The sequence below is a fragment of the Lactobacillus sp. CA30L genome (genome assembly GCF_059900845.1).
The window spans coordinates 22144-34687 of the sequence record NZ_JBWXGB010000002.1; the positions used below are offsets into that span (position 1 = coordinate 22144).

Annotated in this window: 10 protein-coding genes; 8 read left to right on the forward strand and 2 right to left on the reverse strand. The window is 50.6% G+C overall.

Features of this window, described 5'->3' with window-relative positions; all coding sequences use genetic code 11:
- Window positions 1-106 precede the first annotated feature (106 nt).
- The 8 genes from AC2JF8_RS02640 (at window position 107) to vprA (ending at window position 10183) form a co-directional block, all read left to right on the forward strand.
- Entirely contained in the window at window positions 107-799 is a 693-nt protein-coding gene (locus AC2JF8_RS02640) for a 2,3-diphosphoglycerate-dependent phosphoglycerate mutase (RefSeq protein WP_500760867.1), read from the forward strand.
- Window positions 800-996: 197 nt separating this feature from the next.
- Window positions 997-1101 carry a putative holin-like toxin gene (locus tag AC2JF8_RS02645; RefSeq protein WP_500760870.1) on the forward strand — a complete coding sequence of 35 codons (105 nt, stop codon included), beginning with the start codon at window positions 997-999 and terminating at the stop codon, window positions 1099-1101.
- Between the two features lie 684 nt (window positions 1102-1785).
- Window positions 1786-2754: an asparaginase gene (locus tag AC2JF8_RS02650; protein ID WP_500760873.1), complete on the forward strand. Its 969-nt coding sequence runs from the start codon at window positions 1786-1788 to the stop codon at window positions 2752-2754.
- Window positions 2755-2896: 142 nt separating this feature from the next.
- Window positions 2897-3808: a LysR family transcriptional regulator gene (locus tag AC2JF8_RS02655; RefSeq protein ID WP_500760875.1), complete on the forward strand. Its 912-nt coding sequence runs from the start codon at window positions 2897-2899 to the stop codon at window positions 3806-3808.
- A 206-nt stretch (window positions 3809-4014) separates the two neighbouring features.
- A complete protein-coding gene (locus AC2JF8_RS02660) occupies window positions 4015-5499 on the forward strand; it encodes an FAD-dependent oxidoreductase (RefSeq protein WP_500760878.1) in 1485 nt (494 codons plus the stop codon).
- A gap of 39 nt (window positions 5500-5538) precedes the next feature.
- Window positions 5539-6756, forward strand: a complete 1218-nt coding sequence (locus AC2JF8_RS02665) for an MFS transporter (protein WP_500760881.1) — start codon at window positions 5539-5541, stop codon at window positions 6754-6756.
- A 48-nt stretch (window positions 6757-6804) separates the two neighbouring features.
- Window positions 6805-8670 carry an FAD-dependent oxidoreductase gene (locus AC2JF8_RS02670; RefSeq protein ID WP_500760883.1) on the forward strand — a complete coding sequence of 622 codons (1866 nt, stop codon included), beginning with the start codon at window positions 6805-6807 and terminating at the stop codon, window positions 8668-8670.
- Between the two features lie 73 nt (window positions 8671-8743).
- Window positions 8744-10183, forward strand: a complete 1440-nt coding sequence (gene vprA, locus AC2JF8_RS02675) for a vinyl phenol reductase (protein WP_500760885.1) — start codon at window positions 8744-8746, stop codon at window positions 10181-10183.
- Between the two features lie 487 nt (window positions 10184-10670).
- Here the strand turns inward: vprA and AC2JF8_RS02680 are convergent, their stop codons facing one another.
- Window positions 10671-11963 (reverse strand): glycosyltransferase family 2 protein, encoded by a 1293-nt coding sequence (locus tag AC2JF8_RS02680; RefSeq protein WP_500760887.1) that lies wholly within the window; start codon window positions 11961-11963, stop codon window positions 10671-10673.
- A 1-nt stretch (window position 11964) separates the two neighbouring features.
- The gene (locus AC2JF8_RS02685) at window positions 11965-12450 is read right to left on the reverse strand and encodes a cell division protein (protein ID WP_500760889.1); all 486 of its coding nucleotides are present in this window, start codon (window positions 12448-12450) and stop codon (window positions 11965-11967) included.
- Between the last annotated feature and the right edge of the window lie 94 nt (window positions 12451-12544).

Below are 12544 nucleotides of genomic sequence, written 5' to 3' on the forward strand. Positions count from 1 at the left end.
GTAAAACTGCAACTTAAGCAGGAATTTTAGGACATAACCCTGTGAAAATAGCGTGAAAATGTGTAAAATAATAAGTGAAGCTTTTAATTTGCAAAGGAGATATTTCATGTCGAAATTAGTTTTGATCCGTCACGGACAAAGTGAGTGGAACCTTGAAAACAAGTTTACGGGTTGGATTGACGTTGACCTGTCAGAAAAAGGGGTCGAAGAGGCCAAGAATGCCGGTAAGTTAATCAAGGAGCACGGTCTGAAGTTCGACCAGGCCTACACCTCGGTTCTGACGCGTGCAATCAAGACCCTGCACTACGCCCTGGAAGAAAGCGACCAACTCTGGATTCCGGAAACCAAATCTTGGCGGCTGAACGAGCGTCACTACGGCGGCTTGCAGGGCCTGAACAAGAAGGCCACGGCTGACAAGTACGGCGACGAGCAGGTGCACATTTGGCGCCGTTCATACGACGTTTTGCCACCGAAGATTGAGGACGATTCCGAGTTCAGTCAGGTCCATGACCGCCGCTACGCCGACCTCGACCCACACATTATCCCCCGGACCGAAAACCTGAAGGTTTGCTTGAAGCGGGTAATGCCATTCTGGGAAGATCACATTGCACCGGACCTCTTGGCTGGCAAGAACGTGATCATCGCTGCCCACGGCAACTCGCTGCGTGCGCTGACCAAGTACATCGAGAACATTTCCGACGCCGACATTATGAACTTGGAAATGAAGACCGGTGAGCCGGTTGTCTACACCTTTGACGACCAGTTGAACGTCACAAGCAAGGAAAAGCTGGACGACTAGTCAAAAATTGAATATTTAAAGTAAAAATTCCGCAAGCCTGTTATGTTTGCGGGATTTTTTAGTCTGCATAATTGGCGTTCTGTCCTAATTTGGTGCTTGTCAATTCTGTATAATTAGGCTTGTAGAGAAGCTAAGGTGATGCTTATGGTGTAAACACCTCTAGCCCCAAAAAACCTAATGAAGGAAGGCAGCCTGAGGTGTCCGTTGCGGACGCCCTGCAGCTGGCAATTGGGGTCGGTCTTTTGATCATCAACCTGATTGCACTAGTTGTGAAGCTGATTAAAAATCAGCCAAAAAAATAACCGCCTTAGCTGGGCACAGCTAGCGGTTATTTTTTAACATAATAGTAAGCCACCGCCTTGAGCGGCTCTACACGGGAAGTCCAGCTTTGAGCTGGGCTTCCTTTCTGGTTACAGTATAACATGGTTGGTGACTGCTTGCTAGCTTTTAGTGTAGGTTATATTCGACCAGCGCGGGCAATTTTAACTATTTTTGTGAAAGGCTTTACAACTGTTATATAATGATCATGATTAATAAAAACAGGAGTAAGAAAAATGAACTTTACGCAATTGCACTGCTACGTCAAGGCCGCCGAGAATTCCAGCTTCACGGTTGCCGCCAAGGAGAGGATAAGTAAAATATGTTATTTTTTCTTAAGCAATAGCAAATTGTAAATACGCTGCAAGAATTCTTCTTCTCTTACAGCGTGTTTTATTTTTTAAAAGCAAAGAGCATATTTGTGATGTAAAAGGCCGTAAACTGATAGCCCTGCATTACGGATAGCAATCCCAACAAAAGTCCACTGCGGACAATCAGCTCCCGAACCAGCCAATGAACAATGAAAAGAGCCCAAAACATTAAAGGAGGCTACTGACATCTTGGGCACGAGGTGCACAATTAATGTGACAGGACCGCATGTCCCCGGTATCAAGAAGCGGTTATCAGTGCTAAAATTGAGTTAAGCAACTTGGTGAGGAGTAATAATTATGGCGAAAAAAATTCTGGTCCTGCACACGGGCGGGACGATCTCGATGTCAGAAGACGAGTCGGGCAACATCAAACCAAACGCGCAGAACCCGCTGACCGCTGCCACGACGGGCAGTAGGGGCGACTTGGAACTAATAACGGAGGAAATCTTCAACCTGCCGTCCCCGCACATGACGCCGGAGCGCATGCTGGAATTGTCCATGCGGATTCGCCGCGCGGAAAAAGAGGGCTTCTGCGGGGCCGTGGTCACCCACGGCACGGACACGCTGGAAGAGACCGCCATCTTTTTGGATTTGACCGTTTCTAGCAAGATGCCCGTTGTGGTCACGGGCGCGATGAGGTCGTCCAACGAAATTGGGACGGACGGCATGTACAACTTCCGTCAGGCAATCGCGGTGGCCAGCTGCCAGGATTCAATCGGCAAGGGCGTTGTCGTGGTCATGAACGATGAGATTCACTCGGCCCGCTACGTGACCAAGACCCACACGACCAACGTGGCCACCTTCCGCACGCCGACCTTTGGGCCCATTGGGATTGTTTCCGAAGGCCACGTCAACTACGTGCAGACGATTAACCCGCAGCGCCACCTCCCGCTTGACCGCGTCGTTTCCGGCGTCTTTTTGGTTAAAGCCTATGCGGGGATGAGTCCGGAACTATTGCACGCGCTAAACAAGCCGACGACCAATGGCATCGTGATTGAGGCCCTCGGTGCGGGCAACATGCCGCCGGCGACGCTGCCCGCACTGCAGTCGCTGCTCGACCACCATATCCCGCTTGTGCTGGTTTCACGCTGCTTCAACGGCATTGCCGAACCGGTCTATGATTACGAGGGCGGCGGTGTGGGCCTCGCCCAGATGGGCATTATCTACTGCCGGGGCCTGACCGGTCCCAAGGCCCGGATCAAGCTCTTGGTTGGGCTAAGTGCAGGGCTTGCGGGTCAGCAGCTTGCAGACTACATCAATGATTAAGCCTAATGCTTGTCGTGCCGGGATATTTATTTTACAATTGTAAGCGATTGCAATAATATGTAGTGGGCAAAAAGGACGTGCGCACTGGTTTTGTAGAAGTTAAAAAGTATCAGTTAAACTAGCGAATGGACGGAATAAGAAGATGAATTTTACCCAATTACGTTGTTTTATCAAGGCGGTGGACAACTCAAGCTTTACCATTGCAGCCGAGCGGCTGAATTTTTCCCAATCGGCCGTTTCCAAAAATATCAAGGACCTGGAAAATACGATTGGTGTGCCCCTGCTCAACCGGGCCCACCACCGCATTTCCTTGACCAATGCCGGCAAGTATTTTTACCGCGTGGCCCGCAACGTCGTCGATGATATGGACTACACGGTTTCGTACTTAAAAGACAAGCGCAATGATCCGGAAACGCTGTTGCGGATTGGGGTCACGGACACGCCAATGGAACAAAAAATCCTTCCGCTTTTTCTGCGCAACCTGAAAAAGGCGGGCAGCAACCTGAACGTGCAGTTCGTCTTTGTGCTCAATAATTCGCTGGGCGAACTGCTCAACCACCACGTGGACCTCTGTGCGATTGCGCAAGATGACGTTGACATTGTTGACGACGTCAAGTTCAAGCCACTGATTCAAGGCAAATTCATGCTGGCCTGTCCCAGCGACTCGCCGATCGCGCAAAAGAGCAGGATCACGCTCAGGGATTTGGAAAAAATCGATATTTTTCTGTTGGATCCCAACAGTTCACTGAATGTTCAGATGAAATACCAGAGCATCCTGATCAATAATATGGGCATGGACCACATCAAGTTCGTGCAAGACTACCTGTCGATGAATATCTACGTCAAGGGGGGCTGGGGCTGCGGCATCTTGCCGAACTTCATCGCCGATCAGCAGGCTGAGGGCATTACCTACGTTCCGATTGACTACCGGGATATTTCGCCCTATGGCATCGCATACATGCAGTCCTTTACCAATGATTCGGTGCTCGAGGAAGTAGTCACGACGATGAAAAAGGCACTCACGGAATATTTGGCTGAAAACAAAAGTAAGTAATACACAATAAAATTTTATTAAGGGTCAGCTTGCATGTCACCGTTAAACGTTGATATTGCAAGCTTTTTTGTGTACCTAAAAATTTAATAAATCTCTACTATTCCATTTGGTAATCCTCAATTCTAAAAATGGTGCAGAAATTCACGTGATTCATAGTATTATGAAAGCGATTAAGAGAATTGCTTTAGACAAAGTGAGGGATAGAAATGGAAAATACGTATGACGTGATTATTGCCGGTGCCAGCAACGCCGGTGCGATGGCTGCGTGTGCGGCGGCCGAGAAGGGGGCCAAGGTTTTACTAATTGATAAATCCGGAAGCTCGCAGTTCCTGTTCCGTTCTTTCTTTGCAGCGCTGGACAGCAACGCGCAGAGAAGAGCCGGCATCAAGGTTGACAAGGCTAAGCTGATGAACTTCTTGACCCTGTTCTTCCAGGACAACGTTGATGAACGGCTGCTCTGGACGTGGGCCAACCACACCGACGAGACGGCCAACTGGCTTGAGGACAACATCTTGAAGCCCAACGGCGGCGTCTTGCGTCCCCAAGAAGATGCGCACTACGAGACGGTTGTCAACACGGCCTTTCAAACTGAATTAGCGATTGCAACGCCTGATGATGGTTGGGCCCACTACGGTGAATGGGTCATCAACAAGGCCCAGGAACTGGGCGTAACCCTGAAGTACAACACGAAGATGGAAGAAATCCTGACCGACGACAGTGGTGCGGTTACGGGCATCATTGCCAGCGACCGGAAGAGCGGCGCCAAGACCGAGTACAAGGCTACCAAGGGCGTCATCATTTGTACCGGTGGCTACGGTGGCAACCCTGAACTGATGAAGAAGTGGGATCCGCTAGGCTACAAGAAGAACGTCTACTCGGACGGTCCGCGTGACGATGGTTCGGGTATCCTGGCCGGCTTAAAGGTGGGTGCTGCCCGCGACGAAGAGCCCGCCGAAATCATCTTTGACCGTGGTGCGGTTCCGGTTGGCACCAATGCCGAGGAGCACTACACGATTGACTTCAAGGGTCCGGGCTACTTCTGGATGGGTGCCTACCCGCTGCTCAAGGTGAACCTGAACGGTGAGCGCTTCGGCAACGAAAGCGTTCCTTACCAGTTCGATATCAATGCGATGTCGAAACAGCCGGGCTATTTGGAAGCACAAATCTGGTCGGAAGAGACAATGGACCACCTGGCTCAGTTTGACACGCAGGGCTGTGCACGCCTAGGCTTCCCAGGTATCTACGATACCGAAGGCAACAAGGCGGAGATTCAACGCAGAATCGACGATGGCATGGTACAAAAGGCCGACACCATCGAGGAATTAGCCGAAAAATTGAACCTGCCAACAGAAAACCTGGTTAAGACGGTCAAGCGCTACAACGAGATGTGCAAACAGGGTGAGGATACCGACTTTGGCAAGGAAAAATTCCGCTTGTTCCCGGTTGAAAACGGCCCGTACTACGGCGTCATCATGGGTGGCCGTCTGCTGGCCACGCTTGACGGCCTGAGGATCAACTCGAAGATGGAAGTCATCGACAAGATGGGCAAGCCCATCCCGCACCTCTACGCTGCCGGCAACGCCAGCGGTGGTTTCTTCTGGGGCAGCTACCCGGACCGCGTTCCTGGCCTGACTTGCAGCCACGCCCAGACCTTTGGCCGCTTAGCCGGTCAAAATGCGGCTGAAAATTAATTTTACCTATTTACTTAATGAAGGAGTTTTATAAATATCATGGAAGAAAGACAAATGCCTAAACTTTCTAGTTACAGGTGGGTCATCTTAGCGATTGCTGCTCTGCTTGACGCAACCAGTAGCTATGTTCAATTTCAAGTTTCTGCACTGGCAACACAGGTTATGCCGGCGCTGCACATTGCACCAGCACAATTCCAAAGCCTTTTGATGGCACCAATGCTGGTTGCCGTGTTCCTCAGTATCCCAGCCGGAACACTGGCCGACAAGTTCGGTGCCAAGAAGATTGTTTCCGTTGGTCTGGTTGTCTCCGTTCTCGGTGCTTACGGCCGCTTGATTGCCACCAACTTTGCGTCGATGATGATCATGCTGCTGCTCTTCGGAGTCTACATGGCGCTGCTCAACGCCAATACCATGAAACTGTTTGGTACTTGGTTTAAACAGGATACCAAGATGGCAATGGGCGTGTTCTTTGCCAGTGCCAGTATCGGTATCATGTTATCGCAAATAACCGGACCAATGTTTCCAAGCGTTCAAGCAGCCTACATCTTCTCTTCAACTCTGCTGCTGGTTTTAACTGTTTGCTGGATGCTCTTTGTTAAGGAAGCTCCAGCCGGTGAAGAAATTCCACCAGAGGCCCTCAAACAAGAAAGGGCACAGTCATCACTTGACTTCTTGAAGGCTGCCATTCACAGCAAGAAGACCTGGCTGGTTGGCCTTGCAGGTGGTTTTGGAGTTGCGGCCAGTGAGAGTTTCTCCGGAATTCTTCCCCAAGCCTTTGCCGCTCGTGGAATGACCCCTAAGGGTGCCAGCATGATTGCCGCAATTGCAACTGTTGGTAGTATGTGTGGTTCGTTCTTTGGTCCAGCAATTATTAATAAGGCCAGAAAGGCCAAGCCGGTTATGATTCTGGTTGCCCTAATCGGCGGTGTGCTAATGGGACTTACTTGGTATGTTCCACTAGGCATGCCTCTGACCGTTGCCTTGATTCTTGGCGGATTGTTTGGAGCCATGACCGGACCAGTTATGCAAGCCATGCCAATCACGTTCCCAGAAATCGGACCAAAGAATGCTGGTTCTGCCGGCGGTTTAGTCGGAACCGTTTCACTACTGCTTTCTTACCTCGTGCCAATTATTATTTCTGGTGCTGCTGGCAGAAACTACGAGTTGACTTTCATTATTCAAGGTGCGCTTTTCGCATTTACGGCCGTGATTATTGCCATCTTGCCTGATGCAAACGGTGCACGTCGGCCTAAATAATTAAGTTATTAAAAGAAAATTTATTTACTGTTTGAAAGGAATTTTGAAATGGCCAAAAAGATTACTGACAAGCCGGGCAAGTATACCGGTTCCGGTCAGGGCAAAGAAGACATGATCAACCTCGAGGTTGAAGTGGCTGCTGACCACATTACTGACATTAAGCCACTGGACAAGTACGCGCCGGACAGCTTGAATGATAATGCGTTCAAGAAGATGGCCAAGAAGATTCTTGACCACCAATCCGTTGACGTTGACGTTGTGTCCGGAGCTTCTGAAACTTCCCGCGGCATCATTGATGGGGTTAAGGAAGCTTTATCCAAGGCCGACGTTGATTTCGCTGCTTTGAAGGAAAACGGTGCCCAAACTGGCGACGTTGCCAAGAAGACAATTGCTGTTGACGTTGCCGTTGTCGGTGCCGGTTCCGCCGGTGCAGCTGCCGCTTTGGCAGCACGTCAACACGGCGCTAGCGTTGCCCTTTTGGAAAAGACGATTTCACCACTTGGTGCCGGTACCTTTGCCGGTGGGATGTTTGCCGCTGACAGTCAGCAGCAAAAAGACCAGGACCGGGTTGTGTCCAAGAAGTGGCTGTATGAAGAATACATGGACGCTTCGCAGGGCTACATGAACTCAATCCTGGTGCGCCGGATTATTGATGAGTCTGGCAAGACCGTTGACTGGCTGAACGACAACGGTGCCATTATGAAGCTGATGGACGCCGGTACGGGCGGCAGCTACGACCACATTGGCATGCCCGCCACCCTGCACGGCTACCAAGAGGGTGGCAAGGTTGCCATCACCAAGCTGATTGAAAAGTTCGAGTCAATCGGGGGCCAGATGTACTTCGGCTTTGCCGCACAAAAACTATTAACGGATGCCCAAGGCAAGGTTATTGGCGTTGTGGCCAAGGGTGATGACGAGGAACTTCAAGTTAACGCCAAGAAGGTTATTATTGCTACTGGTGGCTTTGGCGGCAATCCGCAGATGCGCAAGCAGTACCTGGGCGACGTCAGCACTCAAGGCCAAGTCCTGCAGAACACAGGTGACGGCCTGAACATGGCCTGGGATGCCGGTACGGCTCACCACATCAATGGTTCAACTCACTACTTCTGGCAAACGTTCGCTGACCAGGACGTTGCCGCGATGGCCAAATTGGTTGGTCCCAACTGGATGGCTTTGAACGGTCTGGCCAACTTCCCGAACCTGCGGGTTAACAACCGCGGTCAGCGTTACGCCAGTGAAACTCACGCCCTGGACTTCGCCGTTCACGGTGCAGAACTTTCCGAGCAGCCGAAGCAAACCGAATACGTTATTTGGGACCAGGCCCACCTGGACATAATCAAGAAGGGCGGAACCGCCGCCATCGAACCGCACTACGATAAGTGGAAGAACAACCGGCAGTTCTACATGGAGTTCAATTTCCCGTCTGATACTGACGATGCGATCAAGCGCGAAGAGCAGAAGATGGACTTCCCAAGTCTCTTGAACAAGCTGGAAGCAACGCCAGTGGTCTTCATCGGCAACACAATTGAAGAATTGGCCGCAAAGATGGGCGTCGACAAGGACAACCTAAAGCAGTCTGTTGCACAGTACAACGAAGCCGTGAAGAAGGGCGAAGACGACCTGTTCTTCTCCGACACGAAGCGGATGCTTGCGGTTGAGGAAGGTCCATTCTACGCCGTTAAGTTTATTGCCCGCAACCTGGGTACTTTGGGGGGTGCAACCATCGACGAAAAGATGCACGCCTTAACGCCGGAAGGCGAACCAGTGCCTAACTTGTACGTAACCGGTGCCGATGCATCCGGCATGTACGGCAAGGCCTACGTTGACTTTGAAGGCGGAACCCTGGGCTTTGCATACATTTCGGGGCGGCTAGCCGGAATTGACGCGGCCGAAACAGCTCAAGAAGGCAAGTAAGATAAGCAAAAAGCATGAGCGAATTGAAGGAAACTTAATTTGGGCGTGCTTTTTTTCTTAAAGGAGAATACTGATGGAAAAATATGATGTTGTAATTGTCGGTGCTGGACTGGCAGGCTTTGGCGCTGCGGCCGAAGCAGCCGACGATGGTTTAAAGACTTTGTTGGTTGAAAAAGGCAAGACTACGGGCGGAACGGGCAACTACGTTGAAGGCGTGTTTGCGGCCGACTCCGCCATGCAGGAAAAAGAAAATGCCGTCATGGACAAGCAGGCGCTGCTAAAAGAGGAATTGACTTACTCCCACTATAAGGCCGACGGCAAGATGTGGCAGAAGTACATCGACCAGGCGGGCAAAAACGTTGACTGGCTTGAGGATCACGGCGTTAAGTTCTGGATGGTTTCAGGTCTCGGTGACGGGGCCAAGACCTGGCACTTGTTCAAGGGCAAGGGCCACGATGCCATCCACAACGGGTTGGAGCCGTACGCCAAACAAAAGGGCGTCGAGATTGTGACCCTGACCCGCGTGACCGGCTTGAAGTACAACGAAGATCATACTTACGATGTAACGCTGACGAGCGTCGAAGATAAGAGCGAAAAGGTAGTCAACGCTAAAAACGTTGTCCTGGCAACCGGGGGCTACTTAAACGACCAGAAGCTGCTTGAGTCAACGCCACACCAAAACCCAGACAACATTATTCCGGTCAACTCGGGCAAGAACACCGGTGACGGTTTGCGGTTGGCCTGGGACCTGGGTGCCAAGAAGTACTTCACCGGCATGGCCATGATGTTTGGCGGGCAGCTTAAGAGCAAGAAGATTCCGTCATTCAAGCTGTGGGGCACAGCCATCTGGAGCTCGGTCTGCGACCAGCCGCAAATGTGGGTCAACGAACTGGGCGAGCGCTTCGTCGATGAAAGTGCCTGCGTGGTCAACTGGGCCAACGAAGGCAATGCCATGAACAGGCAGGATCACGTTTACTGCATCTTCAGCCAGAAGATTCTGGACGACTTCACCGACAGGACCTTCCCGCGGTCAATGAAGCCGTTTGTTCCGGAAGACCGCTACCCGAGCTTGCGTGATGACATTAAGAAGGCTGAAGAAGAGGGCCACGAGTACCTGCACAAGGCTGCCAGCCTGGAGGAATTGGCTAAGGAGATTGACACGCCGAATCTGGTTGAGTACGTCAAGCACTATAACGAGATGGCGCAAAAAGGTGAGGACACCGACTTCCACAAGCCGGCCAAGTACATGTTGCCCGTTGACGGCGACGGTCCGTTCTACGCCATTGAACTGGGCGTTGGGGCCTACACGACCGGCGACGGCCTGCGCGTCAACACGAATAACGAGGTGCTGGACGTTAAGGGACGCCCAATCGAAGGCATCTATGCCGTTGGCGGCGACGGCTCCGCAGTCCTCTATGGTGACACTTACGGCGTCAACGTACCGGGCACGCATGCCGGCTACTGCATCTTCTCCGGCCGCAACGCTATCAAGGCGATTGCCAATAAGAAATAAAGTTAATTTGAATAAACAAAATAGGGTAGATTGCGGTCTACCCTATTTTTGTACTGTAAAATTTGAATTGGGGCGGAATCGTGCTGGACTTGCAAAATGAGTATTAGGCTATCACAAGGCTACGCCTACATAGTTACAGAAACACTGAAGTTGCAGGCTCCCCACTTCCGGTCTGAATCTTTGCTAACGGCGGGACGTGGTCGCAATTTCCGGCTTTAGTCCCAGTGGCATTAGCTAAAAAGGATAGTCAACGTGCAGCGTTGCGCTAAGTTAATGCATCTGCTCGCTTTTTAAGTGCGGGTGATCTATAATGAACGTAGAAGAGCGGACGATTGATGCTCGCCCGCTTCTCTGGCAATTAAATGACTGTGAAGTCTGGGCTAATCCTTGTGATTAGCTTTTTTGCTTGCCAACAAGTCACTGTTTTCCAAATTAGGCAATAAAAAAAGCGGCAGCTGGGCCGCTTTTTTGTTGCACTGACCGTGATCTAGTTCGCCTTGCGCTCGGGACTGACCCAGGTTCCTGAACCGTGCCCCATAATGGTTTTGACCGCGGGGATGAAGGTGGTGACAATCGTTAATGCGTTAATAATCCACCACCAAAGCATGTAAAGCGGCGCAAACAAAATATAAGCAAATTTACGGCCACGGTCATCGATGATCAGCGAGGCGGTTAATTGGAGGGCGCCCGCAATCATTTCAAAGCAAACGAAGACGAGTGCCATTGCTAGCAGGTGAATCAATGAAGTGAAATTTTTGCTAATCAAAAGACGGGCGCTTAGGCCCACAAAGTAAAGCGTCGAAAGCCAGAAGAAGAAGGACCAGATGATGCTGAATGACTGGTCAATGAACATCAAAGTCCGGCCGATATTTTCAAGCGGGTGGCGGATAATTTTGCTGAAGTTGGTCAGCCAAACCTCGGTTCCGCCCTTGGCCCAACGTTTACGCTGCTGGTAAAGGCTTTTGGCTGTTTCGGGCACATTCATGTAGAACATGATGTCGGGGGCAAAGGCGGCCAGCCAGCCGCTAATCTGTTGATCCCAGGCCACGCTAATGTCTTCGGTTGCCCGATCCTGGCGAAAGAGTCCAACATCGATCAAGGCGCTCTTGCGGTACATCGTGTTGGCGCCGCTATAGGCGTAGATGCCGCCAAAAACGCCGGTTTCGGTCCGTTTAATGATCCCCACAATGCTTGAAAATTCGACGGTTTGTGACTTGGCGATTAATTTGGTTCGGTTCTGCACGTCCATGTTGGCGGTCACGGCCGCAATATTTCTGGCATCCTGGCGAATAAAGTAGTTGACGTACTTCTTCAAGGCATCGGGCTCGGGGATGGTATCGGCGTCGTTGCTGAGAATGAGCTCGCCTTTGGCAAAGGCCAGCCCGACATTGAAGGCGTGGGCCTTGCCCTTATTTTTTTCAATGTGGATGACCCTAAGCTTGGGATATTGGGTTTGGAGTTGAGCCAAAATTGCTGGCGTTTGATCGGTGGAATAATCATCAATGACCAAAATTTCATAATTGGTGTAGTTGATTTGGGTCATGAGGTAGTCGATAGTCTGTTTGATTGTGACTTCCTCGTTATGGGCGGGAATCATGATGGTCACGAACGGCTCAATCGCCGGTGGAATCTCAACCCATTCACGTTGTTGGTGCTTAAAAACGAATTTGTAGCACAAAACGCCCACGAACCACGCTAGTCCACCCAGAATGGGATAGGAAATCAAAATCAAAAAACCTAGGTTTGAAATAAAACTGCTGGATTGCCCCAAGGCATTCATGTTAGACCTCGTATTTCTTAAATAAATCGTACGTAAAGTGGGTGTCGAGGTTCTGGTCGGGCCGTACGCTGTAAAAGCGCGCTTGGTGCCGTTTTGGCGCCGAATCGAAGCGCTTTTCCCACGCTTGCTCGATGACCTCTTCGCGCTTGTGCAATTTTTCCTGGTCAGGAACTGCATACTTGTCGAGGGTGGTCTTAAAGCGGCGGTTGTTCCATAAGGTTACCCCACAGTAAAAAAGCAGGATAAAGATAAAATAACCCAGGAAAAACAATGCTAAAAATTGCAATAAATGAATTTCATCCTGGTAGTGGGCAATCTTGAGTTTGCGTCCCGCCTGGGGCCACCACACGGGCAGCAAAACCCAGAAAAAAGGAAACAACACGCCCAGCCAGCCAATTATGGCAACGGCCGTTTGACCGCTTTTCAAGCCCCAGTGGCCTGAATCAAAGTATGAATCACGCACTAATTTTAACTTTTTATCATTCACTGTCTTCACCTCTTACTACTATTATCCCATGTTTATAATATTTGTTAATCAGAAAAAACACCCCCCTGTAGTTGGCTAATCTGCCTAACTGCAA

Bases quoted from the DNA above. Each gene is read 5' to 3' on its own strand.
- AC2JF8_RS02660 (WP_500760878.1), top strand. From the start codon at position 4,015: ATGGAAAATACGTATGACGTGATTATTGCCGGTGCCAGCAACGCCGGT.
- AC2JF8_RS02680 (WP_500760887.1), bottom strand. From the start codon at position 11,963: ATGAATGCCTTGGGGCAATCCAGCAGTTTTATTTCAAACCTAGGTTTT.
- AC2JF8_RS02665 (WP_500760881.1), top strand. From the start codon at position 5,539: ATGGAAGAAAGACAAATGCCTAAACTTTCTAGTTACAGGTGGGTCATC.
- AC2JF8_RS02640 (WP_500760867.1), top strand. From the start codon at position 107: ATGTCGAAATTAGTTTTGATCCGTCACGGACAAAGTGAGTGGAACCTT.
- vprA (WP_500760885.1), top strand. From the start codon at position 8,744: ATGGAAAAATATGATGTTGTAATTGTCGGTGCTGGACTGGCAGGCTTT.
- AC2JF8_RS02655 (WP_500760875.1), top strand. From the start codon at position 2,897: ATGAATTTTACCCAATTACGTTGTTTTATCAAGGCGGTGGACAACTCA.
- AC2JF8_RS02670 (WP_500760883.1), top strand. From the start codon at position 6,805: ATGGCCAAAAAGATTACTGACAAGCCGGGCAAGTATACCGGTTCCGGT.
- AC2JF8_RS02650 (WP_500760873.1), top strand. From the start codon at position 1,786: ATGGCGAAAAAAATTCTGGTCCTGCACACGGGCGGGACGATCTCGATG.